This window comes from Cellulomonas endometrii (genome assembly GCF_949769265.1).
Lineage (GTDB): Bacteria > Actinomycetota > Actinomycetes > Actinomycetales > Cellulomonadaceae > Cellulomonas > Cellulomonas endometrii.
The window spans coordinates 71,535-86,207 of sequence record NZ_CATKPC010000005.1 but is presented as its reverse complement, the minus strand read 5'-3'; the positions used below and the strand labels follow the sequence as shown (position 1 = coordinate 86,207).

General features: G+C 75.7%; 17 protein-coding genes. 6 read left to right on the top strand and 11 right to left on the bottom strand.

Translation table 11 applies throughout. The annotated features are described in order from the left end of the window. Positions 1-459 carry a PPC domain-containing DNA-binding protein gene (locus QNH85_RS07550; RefSeq protein ID WP_282945579.1) on the top strand — a complete coding sequence of 153 codons (459 nt, stop codon included), beginning with the start codon at positions 1-3 and terminating at the stop codon, positions 457-459. Between the two features lie 117 nt (positions 460-576). Here the strand turns inward: QNH85_RS07550 and QNH85_RS07545 are convergent, their stop codons facing one another. Continuing rightward, positions 577-2,118: a PucR family transcriptional regulator gene (locus tag QNH85_RS07545; protein WP_282945578.1), complete on the bottom strand. Its 1,542-nt coding sequence runs from the start codon at positions 2,116-2,118 to the stop codon at positions 577-579. An 86-nt stretch (positions 2,119-2,204) separates the two neighbouring features. Between QNH85_RS07545 and QNH85_RS07540 the strand changes: the two genes are divergently transcribed. Both QNH85_RS07540 and QNH85_RS07535 read left to right on the top strand, forming a co-directional pair. Then, complete coding sequence (locus QNH85_RS07540) at positions 2,205-3,566, top strand: NYN domain-containing protein (RefSeq protein WP_282945577.1); 1,362 nt, start codon at positions 2,205-2,207, stop codon at positions 3,564-3,566. Beyond that, positions 3,559-4,125, top strand: coding sequence for a GNAT family N-acetyltransferase (locus QNH85_RS07535; RefSeq protein ID WP_282945576.1), 567 nt, complete (start codon positions 3,559-3,561; stop codon positions 4,123-4,125). The genes QNH85_RS07540 and QNH85_RS07535 overlap by 8 nt, the downstream gene beginning before the upstream one ends. Here the strand turns inward: QNH85_RS07535 and QNH85_RS07530 are convergent. From QNH85_RS07530 to QNH85_RS07520, 3 genes are all read right to left on the bottom strand, one after another. After that, the gene (locus tag QNH85_RS07530) at positions 4,097-5,908 is read right to left on the bottom strand and encodes an AfsR/SARP family transcriptional regulator (RefSeq protein WP_282945575.1); all 1,812 of its coding nucleotides are present in this window, start codon (positions 5,906-5,908) and stop codon (positions 4,097-4,099) included. The two genes, QNH85_RS07535 and QNH85_RS07530, sit on opposite strands and share 29 nt — an antisense overlap. Before the next feature lie 41 nt (positions 5,909-5,949). Next, positions 5,950-6,372, bottom strand: a complete 423-nt coding sequence (locus tag QNH85_RS07525; RefSeq protein ID WP_282945574.1) for a VOC family protein — start codon at positions 6,370-6,372, stop codon at positions 5,950-5,952. A gap of 70 nt (positions 6,373-6,442) precedes the next feature. Further along, the gene (locus QNH85_RS07520) at positions 6,443-7,321 is read right to left on the bottom strand and encodes a class I SAM-dependent methyltransferase (RefSeq protein WP_282945573.1); all 879 of its coding nucleotides are present in this window, start codon (positions 7,319-7,321) and stop codon (positions 6,443-6,445) included. Between the two features lie 157 nt (positions 7,322-7,478). On the opposite strand from QNH85_RS07520, the gene QNH85_RS07515 reads away from it, so the two are divergent. Further along, positions 7,479-8,459: a phosphodiester glycosidase family protein gene (locus QNH85_RS07515; RefSeq protein WP_282945572.1), complete on the top strand. Its 981-nt coding sequence runs from the start codon at positions 7,479-7,481 to the stop codon at positions 8,457-8,459. Between the two features lie 3 nt (positions 8,460-8,462). After that, positions 8,463-9,545 (top strand): glycosyltransferase family 2 protein, encoded by a 1,083-nt coding sequence (locus tag QNH85_RS07510; RefSeq protein ID WP_282945571.1) that lies wholly within the window; start codon positions 8,463-8,465, stop codon positions 9,543-9,545. Between the two features lie 33 nt (positions 9,546-9,578). Here the strand turns inward: QNH85_RS07510 and QNH85_RS07505 are convergent, their stop codons facing one another. Together QNH85_RS07505 and QNH85_RS07500 are read right to left on the bottom strand one after the other, a co-directional pair. Continuing rightward, entirely contained in the window at positions 9,579-10,820 is a 1,242-nt protein-coding gene (locus QNH85_RS07505; RefSeq protein WP_282945570.1) for a flavin monoamine oxidase family protein, read from the bottom strand. A 50-nt stretch (positions 10,821-10,870) separates the two neighbouring features. Beyond that, the gene (locus QNH85_RS07500) at positions 10,871-11,773 is read right to left on the bottom strand and encodes a LysR family transcriptional regulator (protein ID WP_282945569.1); all 903 of its coding nucleotides are present in this window, start codon (positions 11,771-11,773) and stop codon (positions 10,871-10,873) included. A 154-nt stretch (positions 11,774-11,927) separates the two neighbouring features. On the opposite strand from QNH85_RS07500, the gene QNH85_RS07495 reads away from it, so the two are divergent. Next, the gene (locus QNH85_RS07495; RefSeq protein ID WP_213281178.1) at positions 11,928-12,278 is read left to right on the top strand and encodes a CBU_0592 family membrane protein; all 351 of its coding nucleotides are present in this window, start codon (positions 11,928-11,930) and stop codon (positions 12,276-12,278) included. A 15-nt stretch (positions 12,279-12,293) separates the two neighbouring features. Here QNH85_RS07495 and QNH85_RS07490 read toward each other — a convergent pair whose 3' ends face one another. The 5 genes from QNH85_RS07490 to QNH85_RS07470 all read right to left on the bottom strand — a co-directional run bounded on the left by QNH85_RS07490 (position 12,294) and on the right by QNH85_RS07470 (position 14,586). Continuing rightward, positions 12,294-12,596 (bottom strand): DUF1905 domain-containing protein, encoded by a 303-nt coding sequence (locus QNH85_RS07490; RefSeq protein WP_213281175.1) that lies wholly within the window; start codon positions 12,594-12,596, stop codon positions 12,294-12,296. Positions 12,597-12,636: 40 nt separating this feature from the next. Continuing rightward, positions 12,637-12,942 carry a type II toxin-antitoxin system PemK/MazF family toxin gene (locus QNH85_RS07485; protein ID WP_282945568.1) on the bottom strand — a complete coding sequence of 102 codons (306 nt, stop codon included), beginning with the start codon at positions 12,940-12,942 and terminating at the stop codon, positions 12,637-12,639. Then, a complete protein-coding gene (locus QNH85_RS07480; protein WP_213281173.1) occupies positions 12,939-13,178 on the bottom strand; it encodes a ribbon-helix-helix domain-containing protein in 240 nt (79 codons plus the stop codon). The genes QNH85_RS07485 and QNH85_RS07480 overlap by 4 nt, the downstream gene beginning before the upstream one ends. Before the next feature lie 43 nt (positions 13,179-13,221). Then, a complete protein-coding gene (locus QNH85_RS07475; protein ID WP_282945567.1) occupies positions 13,222-14,157 on the bottom strand; it encodes an aldo/keto reductase in 936 nt (311 codons plus the stop codon). 141 nt (positions 14,158-14,298) lie between these two features. Then, positions 14,299-14,586 (bottom strand): DUF1905 domain-containing protein, encoded by a 288-nt coding sequence (locus QNH85_RS07470; RefSeq protein WP_282945566.1) that lies wholly within the window; start codon positions 14,584-14,586, stop codon positions 14,299-14,301. Positions 14,587-14,673 lie beyond the last annotated feature (87 nt).

Sequence of the window (14,673 nt, the reverse complement as noted above, 5' to 3'; positions counted from 1 at the left end):
GTGCGCAGCAGCGAGGTCACCACCGGCCGCCGGGTCGCGGTCGTCCTGGAGCCCGGCGACGACGTGCTCGGCTGCCTCGCCGACGCCTGCCGGCAGCACGGCATCCGGCAGGGCTTCGTGCCGGTGTTCTCCGGGGCGTTCCGCAGCGTCCGGTTCATCGCGGCCGACTCCCCCGTCACGGACCAGGAGCCCCCGCTCCCGCACGAGGTCACCGTGACGTACACCGAGGGCATCGGCAGCGGGACGATCCTGTGGGACGAGGAGTCGCAGTCCGCGCTCCCGCACGTGCACCTGGCCGTCGGCGTCAAGAACGCGGCCGCCGCCGGCTTCGCCGGGCACCTGCTCGGCGCCGAGGCGCACTACACGGTCGAGGTGCTGCTCGAGGAGGTCCTCGCCCCGGCGATGCTCCGCGTCCCGGACCCCGTCGCCTACGGCATCCCGACGCTCCACTTCGCCTGACCCCGGCGCGCCGACGCACGCGCCGGCCCCTCGAGGTCGTCACACGTGCACGAGGTCGCCAGTCCTGCGGGACGACCTCGTGCGGATGTGACGACCTCGCGGCCGACTCCTGGAAAGTCAGTCCGTCTCGTCCAGGCAGGTCATCGCCAGGAACAGGTCCACGCGGTCGGCCATCGTGCTCATGTCCCGGTGCGTGAGCTCCTCGATCCGCGCGATCCGGTAGCGCAGCGTGTTGGTGTGCAGGTGCAGCTGCCGGGCGGTCTCCTGCCACGCGCCCCCGCCGTCCAGGAACGCCCGCAGCGTGCCGACCAGGTCGGCGTTGTGCCGCTCGTCGTAGGACAGCAGCGGCGCCAGCACCTCGCGGGCGTACCCGGACCGGGTGCTCTCGCCGAGCATCCGCAGCAGCGCCCGGTGGGTCTGCACGTGCAGGGCGGTCGAGACCACCACGGGCCCCGACCCGGACGCGTTCTGCACGCGCTCCACCGCGGTGGCGATCGCCGAGTTCAGCCGGCTGACCCCGCTCACGGGGTCGCTCATCCCGACGCGCAGCTGGCGCCCGGCGAGCAGCAGGTGGTGCTCCTCGGTGAGCTGCTCCGCGAGCGGCCGGTCGTCGCCGCCGGGGCCGTTGACCAGCAGCATCGCGAGCTCGCCCGACCGGCAGCCCATGACCCGGTGACCGCGGGCGGACAGGGTGCGGTGCAGCATCTCCAGCACCGCGGGCAGCGGGAACCGCGGGTCGTCCACCCGGGCGGCGACGATCGTGGTCTCGTCCTGCGGTCCCAGGCCCTCCAGCCGCATCCGGGCGGAGATGGCGCCCGGCGACGCCTCCTGGTCGCGGATGGCCGTGACGAGCGAGGCGACCTGGGCGTCGCGGGTCTCGCGCCACCGGCCCGCGAGCTCCATCTCGACCCGCAGCGCCCCGACCAGGGCGTCCATCGCCAGCGTCACCTCGTCCGAGAACGACCGGTGGTCGCCCCAGCAGCCGAAGAACCCGGACCGGTCGCGGGCCCCCGTGCGCGTGATCGTCGCCGGGCCCTGGTCGCCCTGCACGATGACCCGCCGGTCGTCGCGGGCGATGACGGCGTTCCACTGCGCGGCGACCTGGGCGCGGTCGGGCGCCGCACCCGCCGACGCGAGCAGCACGCCCGTCTCGTCGATCACCCAGCAGCCGATCGAGAACTCCGCGCCGAGCTGGGCGAGCAGCTCCGCCACGCCACCGCCGCGCGACACGGTGTCGGCGATCCGGCGGCTGAACCGCATGGTGCGGGTCGCCAGGCCGGTGGCCGACCCGGGCTGGCGCGCCGCGATCTCGTCCGCGATCTGCCGGAACGACACCCCGGGCGACACGGTCAGCAGCGTCAGCCCTCGGGCGCGGCAGGTCGCGATCACCTCGTCCGGGATCACGCCGATCTCGATCAGCCCGATGATCAGCGCCGCGACGTTCTGCTGCGCGAGCGCGCCGAGGAACGTCGCCGCGCCGTCCGGGCGGTCCAGCCACAGACCGGAGGTCAGCACCACGTCACCCGTCGAGAGGAACCGCGACGGGTCCGGGAGGTCGGTGATGTAGGCGGCGGTGACGGGCCGGTCGAGGGCGTCCGGCTCGGCGGCGACGACGCTCAGCCCCAGACCCGGGTCCTCCAGGAGGTCACGGACGTCCACTGGTCACCCCGGGTCCGCTCGGCACCGGGACAGTCTACGAGCGCGCCCACGGGCGGCCCGGACGCCGGACCGGGCAAGATGGGCACGTGAGCAACGACCTCGTCCCCGACCGCATCGACACCGGACGCCGCCTGCGCGCCGCGATGTTCGTCGACTTCGACAACGTCTACATCGGCCTGCGCCGTCTGGACCCCGACGCCGCGGAGGCGTTCGCCACCGACCCGGGGCACTGGCTGGGGGAGCTCGAGTCCGGCACCGACGCCGACGGGGACTTCACGCGGCGGTTCCTCGTGCGGGCCTGCTACCTCAACCCGTCGGTGTTCTCCCGGTACCGCCCGAACTTCACGCGCGCCGGCTTCCAGGTCGTCGACTGCCCGTCGCTGACGCAGCAGGGCAAGAGCAGCGCGGACATCAACCTGGTGCTCGACGCCGTGGACGCCCTGGACGCCGACACCCGGTACGACGAGTTCCTCATCGTGTCCGCCGACGCCGACTTCACCCCCCTGGTGCAGCGCTGCCGCGCGGCCGACCGCCGCGTCACGATCATCACGGCGAGCCCCGCCGCGAGCGCGTACCGCGCGGTGGCGGACTCCGTCATCACCGCGGACGACCTGGCCGAGCTCGTGACCGTCGGGGACGCGGCCGCGCCGGGGTCCGACACCCCGGACGTGGCCGACGTCCCCGCGCCGGCCGCGGCGCCCGCCGCCTCGGCGGATGCCGCCGTCGCGGCCCCGACCGCCGGCGACCACGCCCGGTCCGGCCGCCGCGAGGAGCAGGCGGCCGCGCTGTCCTCCCCCGGCTCGCTCGCCGCCCGCCGCGCGGTCCTGCAGCGGGTGCGCTCCGCCGACCGTCCCGTGCCGACGGGCGCCGTCGCGACCGCCGCGCAGAAGGCCGACCCCACGCTGCCGTCGACCCGCTGGGCCGGCGCGGGCGGCTTCCTGCCGTGGCTCGCGCAGGCCGTCCCGGAGCTCGGCGTGTCCGCGCGGCCGTCCCCGGGCTACGTCTGGGACCCGAAGCGGTTCGGCGAGGCCGACCTCCCCGGCGCCGCCGCCGTGGGCACGGACCCGACGGCGCTGCAGCGGCAGGTCATCTCCGTGACCGACACGCCAGGGCTGAGCAAGGAGAACTACCGCGTCCTGCTGACCGCGATCGCCGACGACGTGCGCGCGCACCCGTTCGAGCGCGCCGCCACCGCGCGGCGGGTCCGCGACGCCTGCCAGAAGGAGGGCGCCGCGGTCGGGAAGTCCACGGTCAACTTCGTCCTGTCGGGCGTGCTGTACGTCGGGCTCGAGCTCGACGACACCGTCACGGCCGAGGACGTCGCCGAGGCGTGGGCGGACAACGTCGTCGGGCTGTGCCGCGGCGCCCGCATGGAGCTCACCGAGGCCGACGAGGCCGCGATCGACGACTGGGTCGGCGGTGGCCTGCTGGACGAGCTCGATGACTGACGCGGGCGCCGGCTCGCCGGGACCGCCCGCCCTCCCCTCTCCGACGGACCTGCCGCCCGACCTGCCGACCACCGTCGCGCTGCCGTCCGGGCCGGTCGTGCTGCGCCGCGCCACGGCCGAGGACCTGCCCGGGCTGGTCGCCGTGCTCGCCGACGACGAGCTCGCGGCGGCGCGCGGCGACTCCGCCGGGCCGGAGCACGCCGCGGCGTACGCCCGGGCCTTCGAGCGGATCGACTCCGACCCGCACGACCTGCTGCTGGTCGCCGAGCGCGACGGCCGGGTGGTCGGCACCCTGCAGCTCTCGTCCCTGGTGAGCCTGAGCCGCGGCGGCGCCGAGCGCCTGCAGATCGAGGCGGTGCGGGTCGCGGCGAGCGAGCGCGGCCGGGGCGTCGGGCGCGCCATGATCACGTGGGCGTGCGCCGAGGGCGTCCGGCGCGGCGCCGCGCTCGTGCAGCTCACCTCCGACCGGGCCCGGACCGGCGCGCACGCGTTCTACGAGCGGCTGGGCTTCACGGCGTCGCACGTCGGGTTCAAGCGGGAGCTGCGGACGCGGGACTGAGCCGCGCGCGCAGGACCGGGTTGTCGACCCCCGCGGCCAGCGCGTCGGCGTGCTCCTGGGCGCCGGCCTGCCCGAGGGCCGCGCGGTGCAGCGCCGCCCGGACCACCAGCTCGCGCATCCCGCGCCGCGCGGCGAACGCCTCCAGGTCCTCGACCCAGCCGGCGGCGCTCGGCAGCCCGCGCGGCACCGCGAACCCGCACAGCGCGTCGAGGCAGTACGCCTGGACCCAGTCGTGGGCGTCGCGCTGGCGGCCGCAGACGGTCGGCGCCTCGGTGAGCAGGTCCAGCGCGGCGGCGTCGTCCCCGCGCGCGGCCGCCAGCAGCCCGCGGCCCCGCACGGCGTAGCTCTCCCAGCAGGGGTCTCCGACCTGGCACGCCAGCGCGTAGGCGCCCTCCAGGGCCGCGTCGGCCGCGTCGAGGTCGCCGGAGCGCAGCAGCACCTCCGCGCGCTGCGACCGCGGGAACGGCAGGAACGACGTCCAGCCCAGGTCCTGCGCGAGGGCGCACGCCCGGTCCAGCGCGACCAGCGCCTCGTCCCGCTCGTCGCGGAGCACCCGCAGGCGGCCGAGCGCGGTCAGCGCGTACGCCTCGGCCCGGAGGTCGGCGGCCTCCCGCGCGTCCACGACCGCCGCGTCCAGCGTCGACGCGGATCCCGGGTAGTCGCCCTGGTCGGTGCGGCCGATGCCGGCGAACACCCCGACCCAGGCCCGCAGGCGGGGGTCGTCGCCCCCGAGCCGGACCGCCCGGCCGAACCACATGGCGGCCCGCGGGTACCGGCCCCGCAGGGTCTCCACGTGGCCGAGCTCGAGGGCCGCCCGGGCGGCGACCCCGGAGGACCCGGTGCGCCGGGCCGCGACCATCGCCTCGTGCAGCACCGTCATCGCCTCCTCGTCGCTGCCCCGCACCCCGTGCACGAGCACCCGCCCGAGCGCGCCCAGGGCGGCGGCGAGGCGGGGCTCGTCGCCGAGGGCCCGCGCGCCCTCGACCGCCGAGCGCAGCAGGTCGATCGACCGCTCGTACGCGCCGACGTGCGCCGCGCCGTCGCCGCCCTCGACCGCCGCGTCGACCGCCGCGGGCGAGCGCGCCGGCGCCGGGGCGGGCCGGGGCCGCAGCGCCGCCGCGAGGCTCGGCGAGGGGTCGGTCCCCAGCTCCCGCCGGAACAGCGCCCGGCACTCGGCCGCCCGGCGCTCCGCGGCCGCGGTGTCGCCGGCCGCGACCAGCGCCCGCACCCAGAGCTCGTGCCCGCGCTCCGCGAGCGGCTCGCCGGCCACCAGCCGCCCGGCGAGGGCGACCGCGGACGCGACGTCGCCGCGGGCGAGCCGGCTGTGCGCGGCCTCGTGCAGGATCGCGGCCGTCAGCCCGGCGACCCGCTCGCGCTCGGCGGCGAGCCACAGCTCCAGCGCGGCGCTGCCCCGGGGGGTGACGCCCTCCAGCAGCGCCCCGCCGAAGCCGGGCAGCGCGAGCGCCTCGGCCCACGCCCCGGAGCTCAGCACCGGCACGTCGACCACGGTGCCCGGCTCCAGCCGGAGCACCAGCGGGTCCCCGCCGAGCTCCGCGACGCCGTCGAGCGTGCGGCGGAGCTGGGAGAGGTTCCACCGCAGCGCGGCACCGGGGTCGTCGGCCTCCTCGACGAGCAGCCCCGCGAGGCGGCTGCGCGGCACGGGACGCCCGGCCAGCACCAGGTACGCGAGCAGCAGCCACGCCTTGCTGCCCCGCGGCCCCGGCACGTCCGCCCCGGCCCGCCGGACGCCGGGCGGGCCGAGCAGGGTGATGCCGGAGGTCACCTCCCGCGTCCCCTCGTGCGCCCGGGGGCGGGCCCGCGGGCCTAGTCGGCGTTCCCCGCGATGTTGACCAGCCAGGTCACGCCGAACCTGTCGGTGACCATGCCGAACGCGTCACCCCACGGCGCGACGGCCAGCGGCTCGACGACCGTGCCGCCGTCGGCGAGCTTGTCCCAGTAGCCGTGCAGCTCGGCGTCGGAGTCCGGCCCGCCGCTGAGCGAGACCGAGAAGGTGTCCCCCGGCGTGTACGCCATCGCGTTCGGGGTGTCGGCGGCCATGAGCACGAGGCCGCCGGGGGTCTCGAGCTGGGAGTGCATGACCTTGTCCTTCTCGGCCGGGTCCTCGCTGGCCTGGAAGTCGCCGAACGTGCTGACGGTGAGCTCGCCGCCGAACACCGACTGGTAGAACTCCATCGCGTCCCGCGCGTTGTCGCGGAAGCCGAGGTACGGGTTGAGGCGCGTGGGCATGGCGTGCTCCTGCATCGACGGGCGGGCGGTCCTGTGACCTCCATCACACTGCCGCCCGCCCCTCGCGGCGTCAAGGTCGCGCGACGTCGCCCCGGCGCGCGGTGACGAGCAGGTACTCCCAGTCCAGGACCAGCGGCTGACCCGGTGCCGCGCGGTCGAACCAGCGGGCCAGCTCGACGAGTGCCTGGTCGAGCGCCGCGACCCGGTCCGGGTCGTCCGCGACCGCGCGGTAGACCGCGATCGTCGGGCCGTAGCGGCTCGCGAAGTAGTCGCGGAACTCCTCCGGGGTCGTGAACCGCTCGACGCGGATCGTGCGGCGCTCCACCCGCACGTCCCGCACCCGCTCGCCCAGCAGGCCCCGCACGTGCTGCTCGTCGCCCCACAGCGGCGGCGGCTGCGCCCCGGCGGGCGGCGGCGGGGCGTACGGCTTCATCGTGGCGAACATCTGCCCGATGAACCCGGCCGGCGTCCAGGCGATCAGCCCGATCCGTCCGCCCGGGCGGCACACGCGGGTCAGCTCGGCCGCGGCGGCCTCGTGCCGCGGGGCGAACATCACGCCGACGCACGACATCACCACGTCGAACGACCCGTCGGCGTACGGCAGGTCCTCCGCATCGGCCTCCTGCCAGTCGAGCGTCGCGCCCCGCTCGCGGGCCACCCGCTCCCCCGCCGCCAGCAGGGCCGGCGTCAGGTCTGACGCCACCACCTGCGCGCCCGCGAGCGCCGCGGGGACCGCCGCATTGCCGGAGCCGGCCGCGACGTCGAGCACCCGCTCCCCGGGCCGGACGCCCAGCACCCCGACCAGGGCCGGCCCGAGGTCCGCGATCACCTCGGCCGCCAGGGACGGGTAGTCCCCCAGCGCCCACATCGCGCGGTGCTTGTCCTTCACCGCGCCCCAGTCCGGAGCCGTCGGGCCGGCCTGCACCGGGCCACCGATCACCGTCATCATCTCGAGCCACCTCGTCGTGAGCGGCGCCCGGACGGTCCCCGGCGCCTGATGAGGACCACGCAACACCCCCGGCGTGTGCGCGGGCGTGTGACGGCTCATACGCCGCGCACAGCCCCCGCACCGCGCCGGCCTGGGCCCGCTCCGTAGACCTGGGCGCATGACGCAGCAGCCCCCACCCCGCCCCCCGCGCCCGCGCCGGCGCCTCCGACGCACGCTCGTCGCCTCGGCCCTCGCCCTGGTCCTCGCCCTCGGCGGCGGCACGGCGTGGGCGCTCGACCGGTTCGTGGTCGACCACGTCGAGATCGCCGACGTGCAGGCCTACGAGGCCGAGCAGCAGGGCACCACGACCGGCGCCTCCGACGACGGCGCCTCCGACGAGGACGCCACAGTCACCGACACCACGTACGCGTCCGACGACGCCGCCGTGAGCATCTCGACGGTCGTCACCGGCAGCGGCGACGACCAGGTCACGGCCTACGTCGCCGACGTGACGCTGTCGGACGCCACCGTGCTCCGGTCGGCGTTCGCGAACAACCAGTTCGGCACCAACATCACGCAGACCACGTCCGAGATGGCGGAGGCCAACGACGCGGTGTTCGCGGTCAACGGCGACTACTACGGCTTCCGGGACACGGGCATCGTCATCCGCAACGGCGTGGTGTACCGCGACGAGGGCGCCCGGGAGGGACTGGCCTTCTACGCCGACGGCACGGTCGAGGTCCACGACGAGACCACCACCACCGCGGACGAGCTCGTCGCCGCGGGCGTCTGGAACACGCTGTCGTTCGGGCCGGCGATCGTGGAGGACGGCGAGGTCGTCGACGGGATCGAGGACGTGGAGGTCGACACCAACGTCGGCAACCACTCCATCCAGGGCGACCAGCCCCGCACCGCCGTCGGCGTGATCGACGACAACCACCTGGTGTTCGTGGTTGTCGACGGCCGCTCCCCGGGCTACAGCGCGGGGGTCGACATGACGGAGCTCGCCGAGATCATGCAGTCGCTCGGCGCGACCACCGCCTACAACCTGGACGGCGGCGGTTCGTCGACCATGTACTTCGACGGCGAGCTGGTCAACGACCCCCTCGGCACGGGCACCGAGCGCGGCACCTCCGACATCCTGTACATCGAGGGCTGAGCCGTGATCGTGCTCATCCCCGCCTACGAGCCCGACGAGCGGCTGGTCCGCCTGGTCGAGGACCTGCGGGCCTCCGCCCCGGACGCGGGCGTGCTCGTCGTCGACGACGGCAGCGGCCCAGCGTACCGGGCGCTGTTCGACCGGGTCGGCGCGGCCGGCTGCACCGTGCTGACGTACCCGGCCAACCGCGGCAAGGGCTGCGCGCTGAAGACCGGCTTCGCCTACGTCCGGCGCCACCATCCGGGCCACGACGTGGTGTGCGCGGACAGCGACGGCCAGCACTCCGTCGCGGACGTCCTCCGGGTCGCCGCGGCGCTCGCCGCGCAGCCCGCCGGCCGGCCGGCGACCGTGCTGGGCCGGCGGTCGTTCACCGGTCCCGTCCCGGCGCGCTCGGTCGTCGGGAACCGCGTGACCGCCCGCGTGTTCCACCTCGCGACGGGCCGCAGGCTCGGGGACACCCAGACGGGGCTGCGCGGCTACCCCGCGGCTCTCCTGCCGTGGCTGCTGACCGTGCGCGGCGAGCGGTTCGAGTACGAGCTCCACCTCCTGCTGCGCGCGGCGGAGGAGGGGCTGCCGGTCGAGGAGGTCGAGATCGCGACCATCTACCTGGAGCGGAACGCGTCCTCGCACTTCCGGCCGCTCGCCGACTCCGTGCGGGTGCTCGCGCCGCTGCTGCTGTTCACGCTGTCGTCGCTGTCGGCGTTCGTGCTCGACACGCTCGCGCTGCTGGTGCTGCACGTGCTGACCGGGTCGCTGCTGGCGTCCGTGGTGGGCGCGCGGCTGCTCAGCGCGGGGACGAACTTCGCGGTCAACCGGCGGCTCGTGTTCGGCCGGGGTGGCGACCGGGCGCGGGCCGGGCGCGCGGCGGTGCGGTACGCGGTGCTGGCGATGCTGCTGCTGGCCGGGAACTACCTGCTGCTCCGGGTGCTGACCGGGCTGGGGCTGGGGCTGCTCGCGTCGAAGGTGGTCACGGAGGCCGTCGTGTACCTGGCGAGCTTCGAGGTGCAGCGCCGGTTCGTGTTCGCTCCCGCGGTCCCCGCCTACCCGCGGGCGCTCGCCGAGCGGGTCGGAACGGGCAACGGGTGACGCACCGGTGATGCCGGGACCGTGCGGGCCGGGTCAGGCCGCCAGCCGGCGCTCCACCGCCCGGGCCGTGCGCCGGCCCGAGACCAGCGCGCCCTGCTGCGACGGCGTGTCCCGGTGGTCGCCGCAGACGTAGCGTCCGTCCCCCAGGTCGACGTCCTGGCGGACGCGGTCCCGCAGCGGCGGCGGCAGGGCGGGCAGCGCGTGCCGCAGGTCGTGCCGCGCCAGCTCCGTCCAGCCGCGGGGGTCCGCGCCGAGGATCTCCCCCGCCTGGCGGCGCACCGCGTCGCGGTCCGGTGCGTCGGCGTCCGGCGGCAGCACGCACGTCGCCTCGATCAGGTGGGTCCCCGCGGGGGCGTAGGACGGGGCGGCCCGCGACACGACGGCGGCGTTGACGACGGGGCCACGCCGGCGGCCGTCGACCACCACCGCCCGGGTCGGGTGCACCAGCGCGTCGGCGGACCACCAGGTGGTGGACAGCCCGCGCATCGTCGGCGCGGGGAGGCCGGTCAACGACGCCGCGGTCACCGGGTCCGCCGCCACGACGACAGCCCGCGCGCGGACCTCGACCCCGGTGGCGCGCACCACGTGCCCGCCGGGGATGGCCGCGATCTCGTCGACCCGCACGCCGGTCGCGACGTCGGGCAGCCCGGCGGCCAGCTGCTCCGGCAGCGCGATGGCGCCGCCCACCGGCAGCCCCGGCGTGCCGAGGGTGTCCGACCGCAGCACCAGGCGCACGAACGCGGCCGACGTCTCGCCGGCGTGGTCACCGAGGACGCCGGCCAGGAACGGCTCCAGCACCTCGCGCCGGATCCGCCCGTCCACCCCGGCGGCGGTGAGCGAGTCGGCGAGGGTGGCGTCGTCGCCCGCGACCAGCCGCCGGACCGACCCGAGGGCGGGCGCCAGCCAGCGCGCCAGCGCGGCGAGCTCCACGGGCCGGAGGTACCCGCTGCGCAGCGTCGCCAGCAGGTCCCGCGGCGCGCGGCGCGGGTCCGCCAGCACCGCGAGACCGTCGTCGCGGCGCACGGCCACCCCGGGGAGGAACGGCTGCAGCCGCAGGGCGTCGACGTCGACGAGGTCCGCGAGGGCCGGGTACGCCGGGTTGATGACCTGGAAGCCGCGGTCCAGCGTGAACCCGTCGACGCGCTGGCTCGTCACCCGGCCGCCGACCCGGTCGGCGGCCTCGAGCACCCGCACCGCGTACCCGCGCCGGTGCAGCGCCCGCGCGCAGGTCAAGCCCGCCAGCCCGGCACCGACGATCACCACGTCGCAGTCCATGCCGGGAGCGTACGGTCGGCCCCGCGGCCCCGCCCGGGCGAGCGCGCCGGTCAGACCAGGTCGAGCCCCGACGCGACCGCCAGCAGCTCCTCCACGACCGCGACCACGGCGGGGCCGGGTTCCCTCCGGGTGGCGCGGTGGCGGGCGACCAGCCGCCGGGAGCCGAGGCCGGGCACCGTCGCGACGGTCACGCCGTCGGGGAGCTCGCCCTGCAGCGCGAGCGCCGGCAGCATCCCGACGCCCTGACCCGCGGCGATCAGCGCGAGCGCCACGTCGAAGTCGTAGTACACGTGCCGGGTGGTCACGGGCCCCAGCGCCGCCGCGACCCGGCTCAGCGCCCGGGCGGCGGCAGTCCCGGCCTCCGCGGCCAGCCACGTCACCCCGGCGAGGTCGGACAGCTGCGTCGGCGTCGCGACGGAGCTCGGCAGGACCACGCGCCACGGCTCCTCCAGCAGCACCACGTCCCGCTGCCCGCGCGGCACGTGGGTGTCGGCGTCCTCGTCGCGCTCCAGCAGGACGATGTCCGCGTCGCCCTCCCGCAGCCGGCGCATCGACTCCCCCGGCTCGCGCTCCTCCACCACGAGCTCGACACCCGGGTGGTGCTCGGCCAGGACGGCCAGCGCCGGTGCGACCACCGCCCGGATCGCCGTCTGGAACCCGGCGAGCGTAACGCGCCCGGAGAGCTCGCCCCCGAGCGCGGCGAGCGACTTGCGTGCCTCGACGAGCTCGGACTCGATGCGCTCCGCCGCCTCGGCGAGGATCCGCCCCGCGGCAGTCAGCGTCGCGCCCCGGGGGTGGCGGTCGAGCACCGCGACGCCCTCCTCGGCCTCGAGCCGGGTGATCTGCTGCGACACCGCCGAGGGGGTCACGTGCAGCACGTCGGCGGCCGCGAGGACCCCTCCGGCGCGGTGCACGGCGAGCAGGACGGCGAGGCGGCGCGGATCGGTCGGCACCCATTCATCCTAATTCACTTCTGCTACATCCGGGTCGGACGATCATTCGATTGTGCTGAACCCGTCACAGGGCCAGACTGGAGGCGTCGGCCCACCCCGCACGCGGGGAGCCGGCACCCCTCCACCCACCCCTCGTCCTTCCTGGAGCACGCTCGTGTCCGCTCTCGTCACCGCGCTCGGCTGGCTCGGCGCGGTCACGTGCCTCGTCGCCTACGTCCTCGTCACGCAGGGGAAGTGGTCCCCCACCTCCGGGCGGTACCAGGCGGCGAACGTCGTGTCGGGGCTGTTCATGGGGCTCGTCGCCGCGAGCAGCGGGGTGTGGCCGTCGGTGGTCACGAACGCGGTGTGGGCGCTGGTCGGGACGCACGCGGTCGCGGTGGTCCTGCGCGCGCGCCGGCAGCGGGCGCGCGAGGCCGCGCAGGCGCCTGCGGCCGCCCCGGCACCGGCTGCCGCGCTGTCCGAGGCGCCGGACCTCGGGCCGCGGGTGGTCGACCTCGCTGCTTGAGCCCGGCGAGGCCCGTCAGACGTCCAGCACCCGCAGGGTCACCCGCACCGGCCCACCGACCGTCAGTCCCTCGGCCGCACGCACGGCCTTCTTGACCGGCAGCGAGTACGCCTTGCGCTTCCCGTCCGGGAAGATCGACGTCCGCCAGGTCGTGCCACCGACCGTCACCTCGACCCGCAGCGACCCGAACCCGCGCGCGAACGCGCCGGCACGCTCGAGGATCTCGTCGGACGCGTCCTCGGGCACGCTCACGAACGTCCACCGCTCGGTGCGGCGGGCGTCCCACTCCCACAGCGGGGCCTCGAAGTCGAAGATCATGCGCCGATGCTCCCGCACACCGCTGACACCGCGCAGGCCGTCACGTCGACGCGAGGTCGAAGGCGTGCGAGATCGCCCGCGCCAGCGCCCGCTCCTGGTCGGGCAGCAGCATCCTGATCTGCGGGCCGAGCGCACCGGCGGGAACGGTGAGCACGTTGTCGCAGCTGATGACCGACGCGTGGTCGAGGCCGTTCTCGGGGCCCACGGGCACCTCGGTGGCGAGACCGCGCGCGGTGCTGGTGATCGGCGCGACGGTGACCTTGCCGAGGTACGGCCGCACCGCCTCCCGGGTGAGCACCAGCACCGGGCGCCGCTTGTCGAGCTCGGCGAGGTGGATGGACCTCATCCGTCGAGCCCCTCGACCGGCCGCCCCTGCGCCCAGGCCGCCAGCGGAGCGAGGTCGTCGGGGGCGCCGTCCCCGCGGAGGATCGCCACGTCGCGCTCGGTGAGCAGGCGCCGGACCTCGTGCTCCAGCGCCTGCTCGACCACCGACGCGCGGCTGCGGGCGCGACCCGACGTCACCAACGAGTCGACCATCGCCACCATGTCGTCGGGCAGCCGGACCGTGATCTGGGTGCTCATCCCGCGACGGTAGCACCGATGGGATTCATGATGAATCCCAGGATCACGGCACGGTGTGGCCCGACGTCCGGAACAGCTCGTACCACTCCGCGCGCGTCAGCGTGACGTCCGAGCCGGCCGCCGCCTCCGTCACCCGGGACGGTGTCGTCGTCCCCAGCACCACCTGCATCTGCGCGGGGTGCCGGGTGATCCAGGCGGTCGCGATGCCCAGGGGCGTGACGCCGTACTTCTCGGCGAGCCGGTCGATCGCGTCGTTCAGCTCCGGGAACGCCTCGCGGTCGCCGAGGAAGACCCCGTCGAAGAAGCCCTTCTGGAACGGCGACCAGGCCTGCAGCGTGATGTCGTTCAGCCGGCAGTAGTCGAGGATCCCGCCGTCCCGGTCGATCGACTGGTCGAGCGCCGCCATGTTCGCCGCGACGCCCTGCGCGATCAGCGGGGAGTGCGTGATGCTCAGCTGCACCTGGTTGACGACGAGCGGCTGGGTGACGGACCGCTTGAGCAGCTCGATCTGACGGGGCGTGTGGTTCGAGACGCCGAACGCCCGGACCTTGCCGGCGGCGGCGAGCTCGTCGAACGCCCGCGCGACCTCGTCCGGCTCGACCAGCGCGTCCGGGCGGTGCAGCAGCAGGATGTCGACGTAGTCCGTGCGCAGCGCCGCCAGCGAGCCGTTCACCGACTCGATGATGTGCTCGTAGGAGAAGTCGAAGTACGGGCCGTCCTTGACGATGCCGCACTTGGTCTGGATGACGTACTCCTCGCGCTCGGCGGGCGTGAGGTCCAGCGCCTCCGCGAACCGCTCCTCGCAGCCGTGCGGCCGGTCGCCGTAGATGTCGGCGTGGTCGAGGAACGCGATGCCGGCGTCCCGCGCGGTGCGGACGAGCTCCCGCACCTCGTCGTCGGACTTCTCCTGGATGCGCATCAGGCCGAGGATCACGTCCGGGGCGACGATGTCGGTGCCGGGCAGGGTGAACGTCTTCATGCGGGGCCGGTCCTTCGGGTCGACGGTGACGACGAGGCGGCCCGGCGACGTCGTCGGCAGGCCGTGCCCCCGAGCCTACGGACGACCACCGACGACCGCGCGAGCGGATCGCCGCTCAGCCGACCTGCGACCGGGGCGCGGCTACACGTCCAGGGTGAGCCGGAGCGCGACCGTGTCGCCGAGCTCGACGTCCTCGGCCCGGCGCACCGCGTCCTTGACCGGCACGAGGTAGCCCCCGTCCCGGGGGAACAGCGACGTGGTCCACCGGGTCGAGCCGAGCGTCACCGCGACGGGGATGACGCCCCACCCGTAGGACACGAGCGACGCGGCTGCCCGGAGCGCCGCGGCCTCCTCGTCGGGCACCCGGACGAAGTGGAACGGCGCGGGCCCGCGCCACCAGACGACCTCGCCCTCGAACCCCAGGTCCATCGCGCCAGCGTACGGACGCGGCCCCCGGCCGGGAACCTGTCCCCGGTGCTTGCCCCCGCGGACCGAACAGGTCGACGCTGGTGACTC

Coding starts and splice junctions, on each gene's coding strand:
- QNH85_RS07470 (WP_282945566.1), bottom strand. CDS start 14,586: ATGGACCTGGGGTTCGAGGGCGAGGTCGTCTGGTGGCGCGGGCCCGCG.
- QNH85_RS07515 (WP_282945572.1), top strand. CDS start 7,479: ATGACGCAGCAGCCCCCACCCCGCCCCCCGCGCCCGCGCCGGCGCCTC.
- QNH85_RS07505 (WP_282945570.1), bottom strand. CDS start 10,820: ATGGACTGCGACGTGGTGATCGTCGGTGCCGGGCTGGCGGGCTTGACC.
- QNH85_RS07485 (WP_282945568.1), bottom strand. CDS start 12,942: ATGAGGTCCATCCACCTCGCCGAGCTCGACAAGCGGCGCCCGGTGCTG.
- QNH85_RS07490 (WP_213281175.1), bottom strand. CDS start 12,596: ATGATCTTCGACTTCGAGGCCCCGCTGTGGGAGTGGGACGCCCGCCGC.
- QNH85_RS07525 (WP_282945574.1), bottom strand. CDS start 6,372: ATGCCCACGCGCCTCAACCCGTACCTCGGCTTCCGCGACAACGCGCGG.
- QNH85_RS07535 (WP_282945576.1), top strand. CDS start 3,559: ATGACTGACGCGGGCGCCGGCTCGCCGGGACCGCCCGCCCTCCCCTCT.
- QNH85_RS07475 (WP_282945567.1), bottom strand. CDS start 14,157: ATGAAGACGTTCACCCTGCCCGGCACCGACATCGTCGCCCCGGACGTG.
- QNH85_RS07520 (WP_282945573.1), bottom strand. CDS start 7,321: ATGATGACGGTGATCGGTGGCCCGGTGCAGGCCGGCCCGACGGCTCCG.
- QNH85_RS07480 (WP_213281173.1), bottom strand. CDS start 13,178: ATGAGCACCCAGATCACGGTCCGGCTGCCCGACGACATGGTGGCGATG.